Here is a 23,947-nt window from a genome sequence, read left to right on the forward strand (position 1 = left end):
GGGTCAGTCCTCCTGATGGGGGGTGGTGTCGCCGGCGGCCCCGGCGAGGCGGGCGGCCAGGACCGGGCCGATCTGGGCCAGCGACCCGGGTTGGGTCATCCGGTCGTGGCGGGTGGTGATGTCGTGCGACTCGATCCGCCCGGCGATGTAGCGCTGCCAGATCCCGGGGCCGGCCGAGTCCTCCGTCCGGTCGATCGTGGAGTTGAACAGCAGCAGGTCACCGTCGAAGCGGCCGGGCGCGTGGGCGATGGCCAGCTTGGCGTTGTTGATCATGATCTCGACGACGGCGCCGATCCGCCGCTCGTCCAGGCAGGCCAGGGCGCTGCCGCGCCGGCCGAGGATCTCGGCGACCTCGGCGTAGGTCAGCGGCCCGTCGCCCAGTTCCTCCGGGTCGACGTCCATGATGCCGACGAGGATGTCCCGCTCGGCGGGCACCGGCACCTCGTCGAAGGAGATGTCCTGCACCGGGTAGGCGTCGAGGACCGCCAGCAGGCCGGTCCGCTCCCCCCTGGCCTGGAACTCGCAGGCGATCGCGTGGGCGATGAGCCCGCCGGCGGACCAGCCGAGCAGGTGGTACGGGCCCTCGGGCTGGACCTTGCGGATCTGGTCGGCGTAGTCGGCCGCCATCTCCTCGTACGACCCGGGCAGGGCCTCCGGGCGCGCGAGGCCGCGGGCCTGGAGGGCGTAGACCGGGCGGTCCGGGCCGATGTGGTTGAGCAGCCCGGAGTACGACCAGCTGATGCCGCCTCCGGGGTGGACGCAGAACAGCGGCGGCAGACTGCCCGTCGGGCGCAGCGGCAGCAGCCCGTCGAAGGCCTCCTCGGGGTCGCTGATGGCCAGGCGTTCCGTCAGACCCGCCACCGTCGGCGCCTCGAACAGGGTGCGCAGGCCCACCTGGACGCCCAGCGTCTCGCGGACGCGGGAGACCAGCCGGGCGGCCAGCAGCGAGTGCCCGCCCAGGTCGAAGAAGTCGTCGTCGAGGTGGATCTGCTCCCGGCCGAGGATCTCGGCGAACAGCTCGCACAGCAGCTGTTCCTGCGGGGTGCGGGGGCCGCGGCCGGTGCCCGTCGTGTCGTACGCGGGCGCGGGCAGGGCGGCCCGGTCCAGTTTGCCGTTGACGGTCAGCGGCAGCCGTTCCAGGGTGACGAACGCCGACGGCACCATGTACTCGGGCAGTTCGCGGCCGAGCCGACGGGCGAGCTCGTCCGGTGCGGGCGCGTCCTCGGCGGCGGGCACCAGGTAGGCGACCAGGCGCTGGTCGCCGGGCTGGTCCTCGCGGACGAGGACGGCCGCCTGGGCGACGCCGGGGCAGGCGGCGAGGACGGCCTCGACCTCGCCGGGTTCGATCCGGAAGCCGCGCAGCTTGACCTGGTCGTCGGCCCGGCCGACGAACTCCAGGGCGCCGTCGGCGAGCCGGCGGACCAGGTCGCCCGTCCGGTACATGCGCTCCCCCGCCTCGAACGGGCAGGCGACGAACCGCTCGGCCGTCAGGCCGGGCCGGCCCAGGTAGCCGCGGGCCACGCCCGCCCCGGCGAGATACAGCTCGCCGGCCACCCCGGACGGCACCGGTTGCAGTCCGGCGTCGAGGACGTACGCCCGCATGTTCGCCATGGGCCGGCCGATCGGCACGGTCGTGGCGTGCGCGGGGAGTGCGCGGACCCGGTGGTGGGCGCCGAAGGTCGTGGTCTCGGTCGGGCCGTAGCCGTTGACCACGGCGATGTCCGGGCAGGCCGCCAGGACCCGGGCGACGGCCGACGGGGGCACCACGTCACCGCCGGTCCACACCTCGTGGACCCCGGCGAGCAGCTCCGGCCGCTCCTCGGCCACCAGCCGGAACAGTCCGGCGGTCAGCCACAGCCCGGTCACCCCGTGCCCGTCGACCGCCGCGGCGAGCAGGTCGAGGTCGAGCCGGCCGGGCGGCGCGACGACGACCCGGCCGCCGCCGAGCAGCGGCACCCAAAGCTCGTAGGTCGAGGCGTCGAAGGCCGTCGGCGAGTGCAGCAGCACCCGGTCGTGGCCCCCCTCCCGCCAGCACGGGGCGAGGGCGAGCGCCGCCACGTCGCGGTGGGTGACCCCGACGCCCTTCGGCCGGCCGGTCGAGCCGGAGGTGTACATGACGTACGCCAGCTGCCGTGGATCACACGTGATCCCGAGGTCCGAGTCGTCGGGCTCGGCCTGACTCAGCGCGGTCAGCACGTCCTCGGTGAGGACCAGCGCGGCGCCGGTCTCCCGGACGATCAGGTCGATCCGGGAGGACGGGAACCGCGGGTCGAGGGGGACGTACGCCCCGCCCGCCTTGACGATCGCCAGGATCGCGACGACCAGCTCCGCGGAGCGTTCCAGCAGCACCGCCACCGGGGTCTCCGGCCGCACGCCCTGGCCGGTCAGGGCCCGGGCCAGGCGGTTGGCCCGCCGGTCGAGCTCCCGGTAGGTCAGTTCGCCCGCGCCCGCGCCGGCGACGACCGCGACCGCGTCCGGCGTGGCCGCCACCCGGCGGGCGAAGAGCTCCGGCAGGCCGGCCCCGGGCAGCCCGGCCGCGGTCCGGTTGAACCCGACGAGCAGGTCGTGGCGCTCGTCCCCGGACAGCAGGTCGAGCCGGCCGATCGGCTGCTCCGGCTCGGCGACGGCCGCGCGCAGCAGCCGCGTCCAGCGGGCGACGAGCCGCTCCACGGTCCCCGGGTCGAACAGGTCGGTGGCGTACTCGACCACGCCGAGCACGCCCGCCGGGCTGCCGTCCGGGCCGTACCGCTCGGCCAGGCTGACGGTCAGGTCGACCCGCGCGGTGTCGGTCGGGGCCTCCAGGTAGGAGGTCGCCAGGCCGGGCAGGGTGAACTCGCCGACCGGCGCGTTCTGCAGGGCGAGCATGACCTGGAACAGCGGGTGGTGGGCCAGGGACCGGGTGGGGTTGACGGCCTCCACCAGGTACTCGAACGGCACGTCCTGGTGAGCGTACGCGGCCAGGGCCTTCTGCCGGACCCGGCCGACCAGTTCGGCGAAGCCGGGGTCGCCGCCGGTGTCGGTGCGCAGCACCAGGGTGTTGACGAAGAACCCGACGAGGTCGTCCAGCGCCTGGTCGGTCCGCCCGGCGATCGGGCTGCCGATCGGGATGTCGGTGCCGGCGCCGAGCCGGGTCAGCAGGGCGGCGAGGCCCGCCTGGAGCACCATGAACATGCTGGCGCCCTGTGCGGTGGCCAGGTCCCGCAGCTCCCGGTGCAGGTCGGCGTCGAGCCGGACGTCGACCCGGCCGCCCCGCTGGGAGGCCTCGGCCGGCCGGGGCCGGTCGGCGGGCAGCCGGACCTGGTCCGGCAGTCCGGCCAACTCCGTCTTCCAGTAGTCGAGTTGCCGGGTGAACAGGCTGTCCCGGTCGGCGGCCTCGCCGAGCAGGTCGCGCTGCCACAGGGTGTAGTCGGCGTACTGGACCGGCAACGGGGACCACTGCGGCTCCTCACCCCGGCAGCGCGCCGCGTAGGCCGCGGCGAGGTCCCGGGAGAGCGGGCCCATCGACCAGCCGTCGCCGGCGATGTGGTGGACGACGACGAGCAGCACGTGCCGCTCGGGGGCGAGCGCGTACAGCTCCGCCCGGATCGGCGGTTCGGCGGCCAGGTCGAAGCCGCGCTGGGCGCCCCGCGCGAGCCGCCCGGGCAGACCGGTCTCGTCGAGCTCGACGACCGGGAGCTCCGGGCACGCCTCCGCCGCCCCCAGCACGAGCTGGTACGGCAGCCCGTCCGCCTCGCGCAGGACGGTCCGCAGGCTCTCGTGCCGGGCGGTCACGTCCGCCAGGGCGGCCCGCAGCGCCGACCGGTCGAGCGGGCCGTCCAGGCGCAGCGCGAGCGGCATGTTGTAGGTGGCGCTCGGTCCGTCCATGCGGTGCAGGAACCAGAGGCGGCGCTGGGCGTGGGAGAGCGGGATCCGTCCGGGGCGTGGACGGGCGGTCAGAGCGGGCCGTTCGGTGACGGAGCCGTCGAGGCGGGCTGCCAGGGCGGCCACGGTCGGGTGCTCGAACAGCGTGCGGACCTCCACCTCGGCACCGAGGACCGCCCGGATCCGGGAGGCCAGGCGGGTCGCCAGGAGCGAGTGTCCGCCGAGGTCGAAGAAGCTGTCCTCGACGCCCACCCTGGGCAGCCCGAGCAGGTCGGCGAAGAGTTCGGCGAGCAGCTGCTCCTGCGGGGTGCGCGGCGCCCGCCCGCCGAAGGCGGTCCCCAGGTCGGGGGCGGGAAGGGCGCGGCGGTCGAGCTTGCCGCTGACGGTGAGCGGCAGCGCGTCCAGGACCACGAAGGCGGAGGGCACGAGGTAGTCGGGCAGGCGCTCGCGCAGCCGGTCGCGGAGTTCGCCGACGAGGGCGCCGCTGGTGCGGCTGCCGGTCGGGCGATTGGTGAGCGAGGAGAGTGCGGTGCCGGAGGGCCGCGACGGCCGGTAGGCCTCGACGGGGGCGTCCGCCGGTCCGTCGGTGAGGAGCACGTCGAGGGTGTCGGGCGCGCCGGCCGACCAGGTGAGGTCCACCCGGCGGCCGAGGTCCTCGCCGAGGGTGTGGAAGTCCTCCGGGTCGGGCAGGCCGCCGTCGGCCGGGCCGTGCAGTCGCTCCAGCAGCCCGGCCGGCGTGCCGTCCCCGTTCCGCACGGCCCGGGCCAGCCCGGCCTCCTGTGCAACGCGGCGGTTCGGGACGCCGGCGAGGCGCACCGGGCCGGTGCCGGGCCGCCCGAGCAGGTCGCGCAGGTCCGCGAGGCCGGCGACGTCCCGGCCCCAGGTCAGTTCCCGCGGCTCGACCGGTACGGCCGGCTGCTTGTGCAGGGTGACGTCGTAGCGGTAGCGGGTCAGCTCGTTGTGGTGCCGGCCGCGCTTGACCTCCACGGCCACGGCGCCGATGCCGCGGTCGCCGTCACGGTCGCGCAGGACGGTGAAGAAGTCCGGGTCGACCAGGAGCTCCTTCTCCACCTGCAGTGCCTGCTCGACGGCGCGGGCGACCGCGGGCAGGTCGGTGCCGTCGGCGGCCCGGTGCAGCTGGACGGCGGCGGCAAGCGGGCGCAGCAGCCGCAGGTTGCGGACGTCGCCGACGAAGAGCGCGCCGCCGGGGGCGAGCAGCCGCATCAGCTTCCCGATCACGTCCGCGAGGTAGTCGGCGGACGGGAAGTACTGCACCACCGAGTTGATCACGATGGTGTCGAACCGCCCGGCGGGCAGGCCGTCGGTGTCGTGCGCCGGGCGGGTGTGCAGCACGACGCGGTCGGCCAGGTCGTCCCGGCAGGCGACCTGGGCGGCCAGCGCGTCGATCGCGGTGGCGGAGAAGTCCGTCGCCCAGTAGGTCTCGCAGTGCGGTGCGATCTGCGAGAGGAGCAGTCCGGTGCCGACGCCCACCTCCAGCACCCGGCGGGGGCGCAGGGCCAGGATGCGGGCCACGGTGGCGTCCCGCCACTCCCGCATCTGCTCCTCCGGGATCGGGCTGGCGTCGTAACTGCTGTTCCAGCCGACGAAGTTCTGCCCGAAGGGGGCTTCGCCGGGGATGATGGGCAGGGCGTCGTAGATCTCCCGCCACTCCCCCACGTGGTCGGCTTCCAGGCCGCTGTCCCGGGCGGTGTCCCGGCGCGGGACGACGTAGCCGATGAGCCGGTCGTCCTTGGCGACGACGGCGGCCCGGGCGACGGCGGGGTGCTCGGCCAGGGCGGCCTCGACCTCGCCGGGCTCGACCCGGAAGCCGCGTACCTTCACCTGCTCGTCGGCGCGGCCGACGAACTCCAACTGGCCGTCGGCGAGCCGGCGCACCAGGTCCCCGGTGCGGTACATCCTGGCGCCCGCCGGGCCGAACGGACAGGCCACGAACCGCCCGGCCGTCAGACCCGGCCGGTTCAGGTAACCGCGCGCCAGCCCGGCACCCGCGACGTACAGCTCCCCCGGCACACCCGGGGGCACCGGCCGCAGCCGCTCGTCCAACACGTACACCCGCGCGTTGGCGATGGGACGGCCGATGGGCGGCACACCCGGCCCGGGCACGAGCGGGTCGCTCATCGTGGCACAGACCGTGGTCTCCGTCGGGCCGTACGCGTTGACCATCCGCCGGCCCGGCGCCCAACGCGCCACCAGCTCCGGCGGGCACGCCTCCCCCGCCACCACCAGGGTGGACGCGGTCACCGCGTGCTCCGGCAGGGCCGCGAGGACGGACGGGGGAACGGTCACATGGGTGATGCGGAGGTCCGGGTCGGCCAGCGCGGCGACCGGGTCCGCCGCGGGGGGCAGCACCAGGGCTGCGCCGCGCAGCAGGGCGGTGTAGATCTCCGACACCGAGGCGTCGAAGCTGGGCGAGGCGAACTGGAGCACCCGGCTGCCGGGTTCGATCGCGAACCGCTCGATCTGCCCGGCGACCAGGCTCGCCACACCGCCGTGCCCGACCACGACGCCCTTGGGCCGGCCGGTCGAGCCGGAGGTGTAGATCACGTAGGCCGGGTGCCGGACGTCGATCGCGACGGCGGGGTCGGTGTCCGGCCATGCGGCGGCCTCGGCCACCGTCGCCGGGTCGTCGACCACCACCACCGGGCGGGCGTCCTCCAGCATGAACGCGATCCGCGCCTGCGGGTACGCCGGATCGACGGGGAGGTAGGCGGCCCCGGACTTCAGCACGCCGAGGACGGCCACGACGGACTCCACCGACCGCGGCAGGGCCACGGCCACCACCTGCTCCGGGCCGACCCCCCGGGCGATCAGGGCATGCGCGAACCGGTTCGCCCGGGCATTGAGCTGACGGTACGTCAACTCAATGCGACCGCAGACCAGGGCGGTCGCGTCCGGCGTCGCCGCGACCTGCGCGGCGAACGCCTCCGGGACCGGGACGGCCGCCACCTCGCGGGCGGTCTCGTTGCCGCACTCCAGCAGTCGGCGCCGCTCGTCGGCGTCGAGCAGGTCGATGCCTCCGATCGGCTGCTCCGGGTCGGCCGCGACCGCCTCCAGCAGGAGCGTCCAGCGCCGGGCCAGCGCGGCGACCGTCGACCGGTCGAACAGGTCGGTCGCGTACTCGACCGCACCGACGATCCCGGCCGGGCCGCCGTCGAGGGCGAACCGCTCGCTCAGGTTGAAGCCGAGGTCGAACTTGGCCGTACCGGTCGGCACGGCGAAGGTGGACGCCCGGAGACCGGGCAGGCCGAGCTCGCCCATCGGGGCGTTCTGCAGGGCCAGGATCGTCTGGAACAGCGGGTGGTGGGCGAGCGAGCGGGACGGGTTCAGCACCTCCACCAGGTGCTCGAACGGCACGTCCTGGTGCGCGTAGGCGGCGAGCGCCGTCTCCCGTACCCGGCCCAGCAGTTCGGCGAAGCCCGGATCACCACTGGTGTCCGTGCGCAGCACCAGGGTGTTGACGAAGAAACCGACCAGCTCGTCCAGCGCCTCGTCGGTGCGGCCCGCGATCGGGCTCCCGATCGGAATGTCCGTCCCCGCACCCAGCCGGGCGTACAACGCGGCCAGGCCCGCCTGCAGCACCATGAACAGACTCGCACCCGAACGCCGCGCCAACTCCACGAGGGAGGCATGCAGTTCGGGAGCCAGCTCCAGGAGGACCTGGTCACCCCGGTAGCTCGCGACGGCCGGACGCGGCCGGTCGACGGGCAGCGGGAGCCGCTCGGGAAGGTCGGCCAACTGCTCCGTCCAGTAGCCGAGTTGTTCGGCGAAGCGGCTCTCCGGGTCGGCCGGGTCGCCGAGCAGCTCGCGCTGCCACAGGGTGTAGTCGGCGTACTGCACCGGCAGAGCGGCCCACTTCGGCCCGCCACCCCCGCACCTGGCGGCGTACGCCGCGGCCAGGTCGCGCGCCAGCGGTCCGGTGGACCAGCCGTCGCCCGCGATGTGGTGCATCACCACCAGCAGCACGTGGTCCTCCGGCGCGAGCACGAACAGCTCGGCCCGCAGCGGCGGTTCCGTCGCCAGGTCGAACGGCTGCCGGGCCGCCTCACCCAGCCGCTGCGCCAGCTCGTCCTCGCCGACCTCGGCCGTCCGCACCCGCGGCCGGGCCTCGGCCGGGTCCAGGACCTGCTGGCAGGGCACCCCGTCGACCTCGGGGAACACCGTGCGCAGGCTCTCGTGCCGGGCCGAGACATCGGCCAGCGCCTGGTCCAGCGCCGCCCGGTCCAGCGTTCCGGAGAGCCGTAGCGCCAGCGGGATGTTGTAGGTGGCGGAGGCGCCCTCCATCCGGTGCAGGAACCAGAGCCGGCGCTGCGCGAAGGACAGCGGCACGGTCTGCGGCCGCCGCCGGGCGGCCAGGGCCGGCCGGGCCTGGCCCGCCCCGGCGAGCAGCGCCGCCAGGCCGGCCACGGTCGGCGCCTCGAAGAGGGCGCGCAGCCCGACCTCGACGCCGAGCACGGTGCGCACCCGCGCGACCAGGCGGGTGGCGAGCAGCGAGTGCCCGCCGAGGTCGAAGAAGCTGTCGTCCGCGCCGACCTCGGTCACGCCGAGCACCTCGGCGAAGAGTTCGGCGAGCAGCTGCTCCTGCGGGGTCCGCGGCGTGCGGCCGCCGGCGGTGCCACTGCCGGTGAGGTCCGGCACGGGGAGGGCGTGGCGGTCCAGCTTGCCGCTCGGTGTCAGCGGCAGCGCGTCCAGCACGGTGAAGACGGCCGGTACCAGGTACTCGGGCAGTCGGCCGAGCAGGTGGCCGCGCAGCTGCGCCGGGGTGGGTGCGGTGTCCCGGCGCGGGACGACGTAGCCGATGAGCCGGTCGTCCTTGGCGACGACGGCGGCCCGGGCGACGGCGGGGTGCTCGGCCAGGGCCGCCTCGACCTCGCCGGGCTCGACCCGGAAGCCGCGCACCTTCACCTGCTCGTCGGCGCGGCCGACGAACTCCAACTGGTCGTCGGCAAGCCGGCGCACCAGGTCCCCGGTGCGGTACATCCTGGCGCCCGCCGGGCCGAACGGGCAGGCCACGAACCGCCCGGCCGTCAGACCCGGCCGGTTCAGGTAACCGCGCGCCAGCCCGGCACCCGCGACGTACAGCTCCCCCGGCACACCCGGGGGCACCGGCCGCAGCCTCTCGTCCAACACGTACACCCGCGCGTTGGCGACCGGCCGGCCGATGGGCGGCACACCCGGCCCGGGCACGAGCGGGTCGCTCATCGTCGCGGCCACCGTGGTCTCCGTCGGGCCGTACGCGTTGACCATCCGCCGGCCCGGCGCCCAGCGCACCACCAGCTCCGGCGGACAGGCCTCGCCGCCCACCACCAGCGTGGCGGCCGCGGGCTCCGCGTCGCCCAGCGCGCCCAGCGCCGAGGGCGGCAGGATCACGTGCGTGATACCGAGGCCGTGGTCGGTCAGCGCCTCCAGCGGCGCCTCGGCCGGGGCCAGCACCAGCGTGGCGCCGGTCAGCAGGGCGCTGCAGAGGTCCCAGAATGACGCGTCGAAGCTGGGCGAGGCGAACTGGAGCACCCGGCTGCCGGGCCCGACGGCGAGCCGCTCGACCTGGGTGGCGACCAGGCTCGCCACACCGCCGTGCCCGACCACGACGCCCTTGGGCCGGCCGGTCGAGCCCGAGGTGTAGATCACGTACGCCGGGTGCCGGGCGTCCAGGGCCACCGCCGGGTCGCCCGCCGGGAAGCCGTCCGTCTCCCGTACCGCCGCGGGGTCGTCGACCACCACGACCGGCGAGGCGTCCGCCAGCATCAGGTCGATCCGCGACTGCGGGTACGCCGGGTCCACCGGCAGGTAGGCGGCCCCGGCCTTGAGCGTGCCCAGGACGGCCACCACCCACTCGACGGACCGCGGCAGGGCCACGGCCACCAGCTGCTCCGTCCTCACCCCACGCGCGATCAGCGAGTGGGCGAACCGGTTCGCCATGACGTCGAGTTGACGGTACGTCAGTTCAGTACGGTCGACGGAGACCAGTGCGATGGCCTCCGGCGCCGCGGCGACCCTCGCCGCGAACATGGCCGGCACGTCGCGCTCCCGGACCTCCCGCGCGGTGTCGTCGGCGCCGGCCAGCAGATCGCGGCGCTCCTCCTCGCCGAGCACGTCGAGCGCGCCGATCGGCTTCCCGGGGTCGGCGGCGGCCTCGGCCAGCAGCCGGACCCAGCGGGTGAACAGCAGCTCGACGGCCCGCCGGTCGAACAGGTCGGTGCTGTACTCGACCATGCCGGTCAGGCCCGCCGGGGTTCCGTCGGGGCGGCGGTTCTCCGCGAGGCTGAAGGTCAGGTCGAGCCGTGAGGTCCCGGTCGGCACCGCGAGTCCGGAGACCTCCAGTCCGGGCAGGGCGAAGTCGCCGCCAGGCGCGTTCTGCACGGCCAGCATGGTCTGGAACAGCGGGTGGTAGGCGAGCGAGCGGGACGGGTTCAGCACCTCCACCAGGTGCTCGAACGGCACGTCCTGGTGCGCGTAGGCGGCGAGCGCCGTCTCCCGTACCCGGCCCAGCAGTTCGGCGAAGCCCGGATCACCACTGGTGTCCGTGCGCAGCACCAGGGTGTTGACGAAGAAACCGACCAGCTCGTCCAGCGCCTCGTCGGTGCGGCCCGCAATCGGGCTCCCGATCGCGATGTCCGTCCCTGCACCCAGCCGGGTGTACAACGCGGCCAGGCCCGCCTGCAGCACCATGAACAGACTCGCACCCGAACGCCGCGCCAACTCCACGAGGGAGGCATGCAGTTCCGCGTCGATGCGGACGTCGAGCCAGTCTCCGGCGTAGGACGCCGCCGCCGGGCGGGGCCGGTCGACCGGCAGCCGCAGCTGCTCGGGCAGTCCGGTAAGCGCCTCGGCCCAGTAGCCGACCTGGCGGGCGAAGACGCTGTCCGCGTCCGACTCCTCACCGAGGATCTCGTGCTGCCACAGCGTGTAGTCGGCGTAACTCACCGGCAGCGCCGCCCAGTCGGGCGTCCCGCCGCTCCTGCGGCTGGTGTACGCGGTGGCGAGGTCACGTGACAGCGGGCCGAGCGACCAGCCGTCGCCCGCGATGTGGTGCATCACCACCAGCAGCACGTGCTCGTCCGGCGCGAGCACGAACAGCTCGGCCCGCAGCGGCGGTTCCGTCGCCAGGTCGAAGCCGCGCACCGCCGACTCGCGCAGCAGGGCCGGCACCTCGGCCGCACCGGCTGCGCGCACCGTCAGCGGGACGGCCACCTCGGCCGCGTCCATGACCCGCTGGTGCGGGACGCCGGCGGTGTGCGGGTAGACCGTGCGGAGGGTCTCGTGCCGCGCCATCACGTCCGCCAGTGCGGTGCCGAGGGCCTCCCGGTCCAGTTCGCCGGACAGCCGCAGGGCCAGCGGCATGTGGTAGGTGGCGCTCGGCGCCCCGAACTGCTGGAGGAACCAGAGCCGGCGCTGCCCGTAGGAGAGCGGCATGGGGTCGCGGCGCGGCATGGGCAGCAGCGCCTGCCGGGCCGCCCCGGCCTCGGCCAGCCGGACCGCGAGGCCGGCCGGTGTCGGGGTCCGGAACAGGTCGCGCAGCTCCAGCTCGACCCCGAGGGTCGCCCGGACCCGCGACACCAGCCGGGTGGCGAGCAGCGAGTGCCCGCCGAGGTCGAAGAAGTCGTCCTCGACCCCGGTCCGCGGCAGGCCCAGCACCTCGGCGAACAGCTCGCAGAGGATCTGCTCCTGCGGGGTGCGGGGCTCCCGGCCGCTCGTCGTGACCGTCGGCTCGGGTGCGGGCAGCGCGGCGCGGTCCAGCTTGCCGTTGGGCGTCAGCGGCAGCGCGTCGAGCAGCACGAACGCGGACGGCACCATGTAGTCGGGCAGCCGGTCGCGCAGGTGTGCCGACAGTTCCGCCGCGGTGGCCGGGCTCTGGGCCGAGGGCACCGCGTACGCGACGATCCTAGTCTCGCCCGGCCGGTCCTCGCGGGCGAGTACGGCGGCCTGGGCGAGGCCGGGGTGCGCCGTCAGCTCGGCCTCGATCTCGCCCGGCTCGATCCGGAACCCGCGGACCTTCACCTGGTGGTCCACCCGGCCGGCGAACTCCAGCTCGCCGGCGGCGCGCCAGCGGACCAGGTCTCCGGTGCGGTACATCCTCGCGCCCGCCGGACCGTACGGGTCGGCGACGAAGCGCCCGGCGGTGAGCCCGGGCCGGTTCAGGTAACCGCGGGCGAGCCCGGACCCGGCGAGGTACAGCTCGCCCAGCACACCGGGGGCGACCGGCCGCAGCGCCGCATCCAGTACGTACGCCCGGCAGTTGGCGATCGGACGGCCGATCGGTACCGGCAGCGGGCAGTCGGCCGGATCGGCCGGCAGCGGGTAGGCGGTGATGACGTGGGTCTCGGCGGGGCCGTAGTGGTTGTGCAGCACCCGGCCCGGCCGGCGCTCCTGGAAGCGGCGCACGGCACCGCCGAGGCGCATCGCCTCACCGGCCTGGGCCACCAGCCGCAGGCTCGGCAGCTCCAGCCCGGCCTCCTCGGCGGCCTCGGCCAGCGCCTCGACCACCAGGTTGGGCGCGAACAGCTCCGCGACCCGGTTCCGGTCCAGCCAGTGCGCGAACAGCTCGGCGCTGCGGCGCTGCTCCTCGGTCGGCACCACCAGGGTCTTGCCGTACAGCAGCGCGGAGAGCACCTCCTGCACCGAGACGTCGAAGCTGATCGCGGTGAACTGCGCGGTGCGCGTGCCCGGTTCGCCACCGACGGCCTCGTGGTGCCACTCCAGCAGGTTCAGCAGCCCGGCGGCGGGCATCACCACGGCCTTGGGCCGGCCGGTGGAGCCGGAGGTGTAGATGACGTAGGCCGGGTGCCGGGCGTCCACGGCGACGGCCGGATCGTGCTCCGGCTGCCCGCCGGACGGCTCGACGGCCGCGAGGTCGTCGAGCACGACGGCCGGCCGGGCGTCCTCCAGCATGTACGCGATGCGGGCGGCCGGGTAGTCCGGGTCGATCGGCAGGTACGCCGCGCCCGTCTTGAGCACCGCGAGGACGGCGACCACCAGCTCGGCCGAGCGCGGCAGCCGCAGGGCGACGACCTGCTCCGGGCCCACCCCGCGGGCGATCAGCGCGTGTGCCAGGCGGTTGGCCCGGCGGTTCAGCTCACGGTACGTCAGCACGCGGGGCATCGGCTCACCGGCCTCGAACACCACCGCCTCGGCCTCCGGGGTCGCCCGGACCTGCGCCTCGAACAGCGCCGGCAGAGTGGTGACGGGTGCCGGGCGGGCGGTGTCGTTGCGCGCGACCAGCAGCTCGTGCCGCTCCTCGGCGGTGAGGACGTCGATCCGGCTCAGCGGCCGGTCGGGCTCGGCGACCACCGCCGCCAGCAGCCGCAGCCAGCGGGCCACCAGCGCCTCCACCGTGGCGTGGTCGAACAGGTCGGTGCTGTACTCGACCCGCCCGACGATGCCCCCGGCCGGGCCGCCGGTGCCGCCGCGCTCCAGCAGGTGGAAACCGAGGTCGAACATCGCCGTGGGCGTGCGCACCGGCAGGATCTCGGCGCTCAGACCGGTCAGCGCGAACTCGGTGCGCGGCACGTTCTGCAGGGCGAGCAGCACCTGGAACAGCGGCTGGCGGGCGAGCGACCGGGACGGGTTGAGGGCCTCGACGAGGTGCTCGAACGGCAGGTCCTGGTGCGCGTACGCGCCGAGGGCGCCCTCCCGGACCCGGACCAGCAGTTCGGCGAAGGACGGGTCGCCCGAGGTGTCCGTACGGAGCACCAGGGTGTTCACGAAGAACCCGACCAGGTCGTCCACGGCCTGGTCCGTCCGGCCGGCGATCAGGCTGCCGACCGGGATGTCCGTGCCCGCGCCGAGCTTGTCCAGCAGGGCCGCCAGCGCGGCCTGGAGCACCATGTAGACGCTGGCCCCGCGCTCCCGGCCCAGGGCCACCAGCGCACCGTGCAGCTCCGGGTCCAGGTCGACCGTCAGGTGTCCGCCGCGGTAGGAGGTGGTCGCCGGGCGGGGCCGGTCGGCGGGCAGCCGGATCTGCTCGGGGAGGCCGGCCAGCCGCTCCGTCCAGTAGGCCGACTGCCGGGCGGACAGGCTCGCGGGGTCGGCGAGGTCCCCGAGCAGCCGGTCGTGCCACAGGGTGTAGTCGGCGTACTGCACCGGCAGCGGCGCCCACTGCGGCTCCTCACGCCGGCGGCGCGCCGCGTACGCGGTGGCCAGGTCGGCGGCCAGCGGGCCCAGCGACCAGCCGTCGCCGGCGATGTGGTGCACCACCAGGAGCAGCACGTGCTCGTCGGCGGAGAGTTCGAACACCTCGGCACGCAGCGGCGGTTCGGCCGCGAGGTCGAAGCCCCGCGCCGCGGCCCCGGCCAGCAGGGCGGGCAGCTCCGCCTCGTCCACGGGCGTGACCGGCAGTTCCGGCCGCACCTCCCCGGCGGCCAGCACCTTCTGGTACGGCACGCCGTCGACCGCGGGGAAGACCGTGCGCAGGGTCTCGTGCCGGTCGACGACGTCGCCGAGCGCCTCCGCCAGGGCCGCCGGGTCCAGCGGCCCGGAGAGCCGCCACGCCAGCGGGATGTTGTAGATCGGCCCGGCGCCCTCCAGCTGGTGCAGGAACCAGAGCCTGCGCTGGGCGGACGACAGCGGGACCAGCTCGGGCCGTTCGGCCCGCTCCAGGGCGAGCCGGGCCCGGCCGGCGCCGCCCAGTCCGGCGGCCAGCCCGGCCACCGTCGGGGTCCGGAACAGGGTGTGCAGCGCCAGTTCCCGGCCCAGGGTCGCGCGGACCCGGGCCACCAGCCGGGTGGCCAGCAGGGAGTGCCCGCCCAGGTCGAAGAAGTCGTCGTCGACGCCGACCTGCGGCAGGCCCAGCACCTCGGCGAACAGTCCGGCCAGCACCTGCTCCTGGGAGGTGCGCGGCGCCCGGGCGGCCCGCGACACGGTGAACTCGGGCTCGGGCAGGGCGCGCCGGTCGAGCTTGCCGTTGGTGTTCAGCGGCAGGGCGTCGAGGGAGACGAACGCGGCGGGCACCATGTAGTCCGGCAGCCGCTCGCGAAGGTGCGCCCGCAGCTCCTCCGGCCGCGGCTCCGCCCCGGAGGCGGGCACCAGGTAGGCGACCAGCCGGGTGTCCTGCGCCCGGTCCTTCCGGGCGGTCACCGCGACCTGGCCGACCTGCGGGTGTTCGGCGAGGGCGGTCTCGATCTCGCCGAGTTCGATCCGGAAGCCGCGCACCTTGACCTGGTCGTCGGCGCGGCCGACGTACTCCAGCTGGTTGTCGGGGCGCCGGCGTACCAGGTCGCCGGTGCGGTACATCCTGGCGCCCGCCGGTCCGAACGGACAGGCGACGAACCGTGCGGCGGAGAGCCCGGGCCGGTTCAGGTAGCCGCGGGCCAGGCCCGGGCCGGCGAGGTACAGCTCCCCGGTCACGCCGGGCGCCACCAGACCCAGCCGCTGGTCCAGCACGTACCCGCGGAGCCCGGCGACGACACGGCCGATCGGCGGCACACCGGAGCCGGGCGTCAGCTGCTCGCTGATCGTCGCGACGACCGTGGTCTCGGTCGGACCGTACGCGTTGATCATCCGCCGTCCCGGCGCCCAGCGCGTCACCAGCTCCGGCGGGCAGGCCTCGCCCGCCACCGCCAGCGTCGGCACGTCCACCGCGTCCGGTGTCAGCGCGGCCAGCACCGACGGCGGTACGGTCGCGTGGGTGAGCGCGAGGCCCGGACCGGTCAGCGCGGCGACCGGCTCGGCCGCGGGCGCGAGCACCAGGGTGGCGCCGGTGGACAGGGCGCCGAGGACGTCCCACAGGGAGACGTCGAAGCTGGGCGAGGAGAACTGGAGCACCCGGCTTCCGGCGTCGATGCCGAGCCGGTCGACCTGCGCGGCCACCATGGCCGGCACACCCGCGTGGCTCACCACCACGCCCTTGGGCCGTCCGGTGGAGCCGGAGGTGTAGATCACGTACGCCGCGTTCCGGGCGTCCACCGCGACGACCGGGTCGGTCTGCGGCCACTCCGGTGCCGCGGCCGCCCCGGCGACCGCCGCCGGGTCGTCGACCACCACGCTCGGCCGGGCGTCCTCCAACATGAAGGCGATCCGCGACTGCGGGTACGCCGGGTCCACGGGCAGGTAGGCCGCGCCCGCCTTCAACACGCCCAGGACCGCCACGACGAACTCCGCCGACCGCGGCAGGGCCAGCGCCACCAACTGCTCCGGGCCCACCCCACGGGCGATCAGCGAGTGCGCGAACCGGTTCGCCCGGGCGTTGAGTTGACGGTACGTCAGCTTTGCGTCCGCGGAGTCCAGCGCGACGGCCGCCGGAGTGGCCGCCACCTGCGCCGTGAAGGCCTCCAGCAGGCTGCCGGCCGTCCCCCTGCCCTCGGCGGCGGGAAGCAGCTCGCGGCGCTCCTCGGCGGACAGCAGGTCCAGACGGCCGATCCGCCGGCCCGGGTCGGCGACGGCCGCGGTCAGCAGCCGCACCAGGCGCGCGACCATCGTCTCCACGGTGCCCCGGTCGTACAGGTCGCTCGCGAACTGGACGGACGCGTCGATCCCGGCCGGCGATCCGTCCTCGGTCTGCCGCTCGGCCAGCGAGAGGACCAGGTCGAACTTGGACGTGGTGGCGCTCAGTTCCAGCTCGGCGACCCGCAGGCCGGGCGGGGCGAACTCGGCCCGGGCGTTGTTCTGCAGCACCAGCATGACCTGGAACAGCGGGTGGTGGGAGAGCGACCGGGACGGGTTGAGGGCCTCGACCAGGTACTCGAACGGCAGGTCCTGGTGCGCGTACCCGGCGAGCGCGGTGTCCCGCACCCGGCCGAGCAGCTCGGTGAAGGTCGGGTCGCCCGAGGTGTCGGTGCGAAGCACGAGGGTGTTCACGAAGAAGCCGACCAGGTCGTCCACGGCCTCGTCGGTCCGCCCGGCGGTGAGGCTGCCGACCGGGACGTCCTCGCCCGCGCCGAGCCTGCTCAGCAGGGCCGCCAGCCCGGCCTGCAGCACCATGAACAGACTGGTGCCGTTGGTGCGGGCGAGCTCGCGCAGCCCGCGGTGCAGTTCCGCGTCCAGGCCGGCCCGCACGTGGCCGCCCCGGTGCGAGGCGACCGCCGGGCGGGGCCGGTCGACGGGCAGCTGGATCTGCTCCGGGAGACCGGCCAGCCGGCTCTTCCAGTAGGCCGCCTGGCGGGCGAACGGACTGTCGCTGTCGGTGGCCTCGCCGAGCAGCTCGTGCTGCCACAGGGTGTAGTCGGCGTACTGGACCGGCAGCGGTTCCCGTCGCGGCTCCTCGCCCCGGCAGCGGGCCGCGTAGGCCGCGGTGAGGTCGGCGGCCAGCGGGCCGAGCGACCAGCCGTCGCCGGCGATGTGGTGGAGCACCAGCAGCAGCACGTGCTCGTCCGGCGCCAGCTCGAACAGCTCGGCGTGCAGCGGGAGTTCGGTCTCCAGGTCGAAGCAGTGGGCCTGCGCCGCCGTGAGCAGCCCGGCGAGCTCGGCCTCGGTCGTCCGGCGGACGGACGGCCCCGGGCGGGCCGCCGCGACGTCCAGCACCTGCTGGTACGGCACGCCGTCCACCGTCGGGAACACCGTTCGCAGGCTCTCGTGCCGGGCCACCGTGTCCGTCAGTGCCGCGTTCAGCGCCTCCCGGTCGAGCGGGCCGGACAGCCGCCACGCCAGCGGGATGTTGTAGTTCCCGCTGGCGCCCTCCAGTTGGTGGAGGAACCACAGCCGCCGCTGCGCGAACGACAGCGGGATCCGCTCGGGCCGCCGGTACGGTGCCAGCGCCGCCTGGGCCGGTCCGGCCGCGACCAGGGCCGCGGCCAGAGCGGCCGGGGTCGGCGCCTCGAACAGGGTGCGCAGCGCCATCTCCACGCCGAGGGTGGAGCGGATCCGGGCGGCCAGACGGGTGGCCAGCAGCGAGTGCCCGCCCAGGTCGAAGAAGCCGTCCTCGACGCCCACCGACGCCACGCCGAGGATCTCCGCGAACAGCTCGCAGAGGATCTGCTCCTGCGGGGTGCGAGGCGCGCGGCCGACCGCCGCCGGGGCGAGGTCCGGGGCGGGCAGGGCCCGGTGGTCCAGCTTGCCGTTGGCGGTCAGCGGCAGCGTGTCCAGCACGACGAAGGCCGACGGCACCATGTGTTCCGGCAGCCGCTCGGCGAGGTGTCCGCGCAGGCCGGCCGGGCGCGGCGCGGCACCCGCGGCCGGCACCAGGTAGGCGACCAGCCGGGTGTCATCGGCCCGGTCCTGCCGGGCCAGGACGGCGACCTGGGCGACGTCGGGGTGCGCGGCCAGCGCCGCCTCGATCTCGCCGAGCTCGATCCGGAAGCCGCGCACCTTCACCTGCTGGTCGGCCCGGCCGACGTAGCGCAGGCTGCCGTCCCCGCCACGGCGCACCACGTCGCCGCTGCGGTACATCCGGGAGCCGGCCGGCCCGAAGGGGTCGGCGACGAACCGCCCGGCGGTCAGGCCGGGCCGGTTCAGGTAGCCGCGGGCCAGGCCGGGGCCCGCCACGTACAGCTCGCCGGGCACCCCCGGGGCCACCGGTCGCAGGCCGTCGTCGAGCACGTACGTCCGCAGGTCCGGGAGGGGCGCGCCGATCCGGCCGGCAGCGGTGACGGACCGGTCGAGCGCCGCGTACGTGACGTGCACGGTGGTCTCGGTGATCCCGTACATGTTGACCAGCCGCGGCGCGTCCTCCGGGTGCCGCTCGTACCAGCTCGCCAGCCGGGCGTGTTCCAGCGCCTCACCGCCGAACACCACCGTGCGCAGGGCGAGTTCGCGCGGGTTCTCGGCGTCCGCCTGCATCAGCTGGTAGAAGGCGGACGGCGTCTGGTTGAGCACCGTCACCCGCTCGCGGACGAGGAGGTCCAGGAACCGGCCGGGCGAGCGGCTGGTCTCGTGGTCCACGACCACGAGGCGGCCGCCGTGCAGGAGCGGGCCCCACAGCTCCCAGACCGAGAAGTCGAAGGCGTAGGAGTGGAAGAGGGTCCAGACGTCGTCGGCGGTGAAGCCGAACAGCTCCTCCGTCGTCCGGAACAGGCGCACCACGTTGCGGTGCGGGACCACCACGCCCTTGGGGTTGCCGGTGGAGCCGGAGGTGTGGATGACGTACGCGGGGTGGCCGGGGTCGACGGTGCTCCCGGGATCCGTGTCCGGCTGCCCGTCCAGGTCGACGGCGTCCAGCAGCAGCCGGTCCACGTGGTCCGCCCCCGGCAGCCCGCCGGTCCGGCTCGTCGTCACGAGCAGCGCGGGCCGGGTGTCCTGGAGCAGGTAGGCGATCCGGGCGGCCGGGTAGGCCGGGTCGACCGGGACGTAGGCGCCGCCGGCCTTGAGCACCGCGAGGACGGCCACGACCAGCTCCGCCGAGCGCGACAGGGCCAGCGCGACCGGCTGCTCCGGGCCGACGCCCCGGTCGATCAGCGCGTGCGCGAGCCGGTTGGCGCGGGCGTTCAACTCTCCGTACGTCAGCGTGACTTCGCCGTCCGTGAGGGCGACCGCGGCCGGGGTCGCCCGCACCTGCTGCTCGAACAGCGCGGTCAGGCTGCTCTCCGGCTCTTCCCCGCTCCGGTCGGAGTCGGCCGGGATCAGCGCGCGGAGCTCGTCGGCGGACAGCACGTCCACCTGGCCGATCCGTCGGCCGGGGTCGGCGACGACGGCCCGCAGCAGCCGCAGCCACCGGTCGACGATCCCCGCCACGGTGGCCACGTCGAACAGGTCGGTGCTGTACTCGACCACGCCCGAGAGCCCGTCGGGCTGTTCGGCCAGGATGAAGGTCAGGTCGCACTTGGCCGTCCCGGTGTGCACCAGGTCGGTCGCCACCCGCAGCCCCGGCAGGTCGAAGGTGCCGAGCGGCGCGTTCTGCAGGGCGAGCATGGTCTGGAACAGGGGGTGGTGCGCCAGCGTCCGGGTCGGGTTCAGCGCCTCCACGAGGTGCTCGAACGGCGCGTCCTGGTGCGCGTACGCGGCCAGCGCGTCGGAACGCACCCGGCCCAGGAGTTCGGTGAACGACGGGTCGCCGGAGAGGTCGGTGCGCAGCACCAGGGTGTTGACGAAGAAGCCGACCAGGTCGTCCAGGGCCTCGTCGGTGCGGCCGGCGATCGGGGTGCCGATCGGGACGTCGGTGCCCGCGCCGAGCTTGCCCAGCAGGGCGGCCAGCCCGGCCTGGAGCACCATGAAGAGGCTCGCCCCGCCGTCCCGGGCGAGCGCGCGCAGGCCCTGGTGCAGCTCGGCGTCGATCCGCACCGGCAGGTGGGCGCCCCGGTAGGACATCGCCGCCGGCCGGGGCCGGTCGAAGGGCAGCTCGACCTGCTCGGGCAGGTCCGCGAGCTGCTCCCGCCAGTGGGCCAGTTGGCCGCTCAGCAGGCTGCCCGGGTCGGAGCCCTCGCCGAGCAGCTCGCGCTGCCAGAGCGCGTAGTCGGCGTACTGGACCGGCAGCGGCGACCACTCCGGCTTCGCCCCCTCGGCGCGGGCCGCGTAGGCGGTCGTGAGGTCCCGCGAGAGCGGGCCCGCCGACCAGCCGTCACCGGCGATGTGGTGCACCACCAGGAGCAGCACGTACGCGTCGGCCGCCGTCCGGAACAGCTCGGCGTGCAGCGGCGGTTCCTCGGAGAGCTCGAAGCCGTGCCTGGCCGCCTCCGCCAGCCGGTCCGGCAGGTCACGCTCGCCGACCTCGGTCACCCGCAGCCGCGGCCGGGCCCCGTCGAGGTCCAGCACCCGCTGGCACGGCACGCCGTCGAACACCGGGAAGACCGTGCGCAGGCTCTCGTGCCGCTCGACCACGTCCGCCAGGGCGGCCTCCAGGGCCCGCTGGTCCAGGTTTCCGGACAGCCGCAGCGCCAGCGGGATGTTGTACGTGGCGCTCGGGCCCTCCATGCGGTGCAGGAACCACAGTCGGCGCTGTGCGAAGGACAGCGGGATCGCCTCGGGGCGCTCGCGCCGCCCCAGCGCCGGGCGCGCCCGGCCCGCGACGTCCACCGCCGCGGCCAGTTCCGCCACCGTCGGCGCGTCGAAGAGGTCGCTCAGCCTCAGCTCCACGCCCAGTACCGACCGCGCCCGGGCGACCAGCCGGGTGGCCAGCAGGGAGTGCCCGCCGAGGTCGAAGAAGTTGTCGTCCGCGCCGACCTCCAGCACGCCGAGCACCTCGGCGAACAGCCCGGCGAGCAGGTGCTCGGTCGCGGTGCGCGGAGCGCGGCCCGGGTCGGCGGGCTGCCGGTCGGGCGCGGGAAGGGCCCGCCGGTCGAGCTTGCCGTTCGGGGTCAGGGGCAGGGCGTCCAGCACCACGAAGGCCGACGGCACCATGTGCTTGGGCAGCCGTTCCCGCAGGTGTTCGCGCAGGGCGGCGTCGGTGACCGTGGTGCCGGGCTCGGGGACGGTGTAGGCGACCAGCCGGGGCTCCTCCTCGGTGCGCACCGTGACGGCGGCCCGGGCGACCCGCGGGTGCTCGGTGAGGACGGCCTCGATCTCGCCGAGCTCGACGCGGAAGCCGCGGATCTTGACCTGGTCGTCGGTGCGGCCGAGGAACTCCAGATTCCCGGCCGCGTCCCAGCGCACCAGGTCGCCGGTGCGGTACATCCGGGAGCCCGCCGGTCCGAATGGGTCGGCGACGAAGCGTCCGGCGGTCAGGCCCGGCCGGTTCAGGTAGCCGCGGGCCAGGCCCGCGCCCGCGATGTACAGCTCGCCCGGCACACCGGCCGGCACCGGCCGCAGGGCGCCGTCGAGCACGTACAGCCTCGCGTTGGTCACCGGCCGGCCGATGACCGGGCGCGGGCTCGACCCCATCGACGCGACCACCGAGTTGACGGTGCACTCGGACGGTCCGTAGAAGTTGTGGCAGGACACCCCCTCGGCCCCCCGCAGCTGCTCCCACAGCTGCTCGGGGACGGCCTCGCCGCCGGCCGCGACCAGTGCCGGGCGGCGCTGCGGATCGTCCAGCAGTCCGTGGGCGACCAGCACGTGGAGGTAGGAGGGGGTGGCCTCGACGAAGTCCAGCCCGCAGCGCGTGGCGTACTCGACGAAGGCGTCCGGGTCGGTCCAGGTCGCGTGGTCCAGGACGTGCAGCTCGTGGCCCGTGAACAGGGCGAGCAGCTGGTTCCAGGAGGCGTCGAACGACACCGACGTGGTCAGGGCCACCCGCAGCCGCTGCCGTTCCCCGAGCACCGCCGGGAGGTGCACCTGTCGGAGGTCGGTCAGCAGGTTGAGCAGGCCGCCGTGGGTCGGCGCCACGCCCTTGGGCCGTCCGGTGGAGCCGGAGGTGTAGATGACGCACGCCGGGTGGCTCGGATCGACGGCCACCATCGGGTCGGCCGCCGGGCAGCCCGCCATCAGGGCGGCCGTCGCCGGGTCGTCGAGGACCATCCGGTCGACGGGCCCGGCTCCGGGCAGCCGCTCCGTGCTGCGGGAGTCGGTCACCACCAGGGCCGGCCGGGCGTCGTCGAGCAGGTACGCGATCCGGGCGGCCGGGTACTCGGGGTCGACCGGGACGTACGCCGCGCCGGTCTTCAGCACCGCGAGGATCGCCACCACCAGCTCAGCCGAGCGCGGCAGCGCCACCGCCACCAGCCGCTCCGGCCCCCCGCCCCGCTCGATCAGGGCGTGCGCCAGCCGGTTCGCCCGTGCGTCCAGCTCCGCATACGTCAGCGAGACGTCGCCGCAGACGAGCGCGACCAGCTCCGGGGTCGCCCGCACGTGCTCCCGGAACAGTTCCGGCAGGCTCGCGGCCGGTGCGGCCGTCACCGGCCCGGCACCGAGCGCCGCCGCCTCGCGGTGCTCCTCGGCGGTGAGCAGGTCGATCCGGCCCACCGGCTCGTCCGGGTCGCAGTCCGCGACCTTGTCCAGCAGGGCGAGCAGCCGCTGCTGGTGGGCGACGAGGTCGTCGTCGCCGTACGCCTCCGGGGAGCCGTGGAGGCGCAGGAGCGGCGGGTTGCCGTCCCGGTAGTCGAACACCCAGACGGCGAGGTCGGTGGTGGACCCCGACACGAAGTGGTGGACGGAGGCCGGGTGGCCGGCGAAGTCCGGCCGGGAGTTGAAGGCCATGATGTTGACGATCAGCGGGAACGCCGTCCCGATGCCGCCGGGCGCGCCGAGGTCCCGCAGCAGGTCCTCGCTGCGGTAGCGCTCGTGCGCGACGGCCGCGTCGACCTCCTCGGCAACCTGGGCGACGAGTTCCCCCCACCGCATGTCCGGCCGCACGGTCAGCCGCAGCGGCACCACGTTGGACATCGTTCCCGGCACCGACATCAGGTCGCGGTCGGCGCCCCGGCGGGCAGTGACGGGCATGGCGAGCACCACGTCCTGGTTGCCGGTCAGCCGGTGCGCGTAGAGCGCCGCCGCCGCGATCACCAGGCGGGACCACCGGACACCGGTCCGTCCCGCCGCCGCCCGCAGGGCGTCCGGGCGGTGCAGTGCCCGCTCCTCGGCCAGCCGGAGGGCGCGGTGCGGGTCGGTCGCGGTGGCGTCGGTGAGCCGGGTCGGGGCGGGCAGGTCCGCGAAACGCTCCGTCCAGTAGGCGCGGTCAGCGGTGAAGTCCGTCGACGCGCGGTAGGCGGCGTCGCTGTCGACCAGGTCCCGCAGTGAGCCGAACGGGCACGGCGGCACGGCGCCGCCCTCGGCCAGGGCCGAGTACACCTCGCCGACCCGCTGCCGGAGCATGGAGCTGCTGATCGCGTCCAGCACCACGTGGTGGTAGTTCAGGTACCAGAGGAATTCCGTCGGCGACGCCTTGATCAGCGCGTGCCCGAACAGCGGGTCACGGGCGAGGTCCAGCGGGCGCATCAGGTCCCGCTCCATCCACGCCACGGCCGCTGCCCGGGGATCCGGCTCCCCGCTGAGGTCGAGGTGCGCGGGCGCCCAGTCCCAGCTCTCCCGGAGGACCTGGCGCGGGCCCTCGCCGTCGTCGACGAATGTCACGTGCAGGGCGTCGACCTCGGAGACCACCCGGCGCAGCGCGGTCTCGAACACCTCCCGGTCCACCGGCCCGTGGATCTCCAGGCACTCGCCGACGCGGTAGCCCGGGATCGGCGTCCGGGAGCTCTGCTCGGCGAGCCAGATCTCGCGCTGGGCCGTTGTCAGGGGAAGGGCGTCACCGTCGCGACGGGACATGGGGGTACCTCCGAGAGTGTGGGCAAGCGTGGTGGCAGGGCACGCCGGGCCGCGCCGACCGCGGTGG

1 protein-coding gene is annotated in these 23,947 nt (G+C 75.0%); it reads right to left on the minus strand.

Features of this window, described 5'->3' with window-relative positions; all coding sequences use genetic code 11:
- Positions 1-3: 3 nt before the first annotated feature.
- Positions 4-23,880: a non-ribosomal peptide synthase/polyketide synthase gene (locus J5Y04_RS22430; RefSeq protein WP_209413879.1), complete on the minus strand. Its 23,877-nt coding sequence runs from the start codon at positions 23,878-23,880 to the stop codon at positions 4-6.
- Positions 23,881-23,947: the final 67 nt, after the last annotated feature.

The sequence above is a fragment of the Kitasatospora sp. RG8 genome, assembly GCF_017813315.1.
Classification (GTDB): domain Bacteria; phylum Actinomycetota; class Actinomycetes; order Streptomycetales; family Streptomycetaceae; genus Kitasatospora.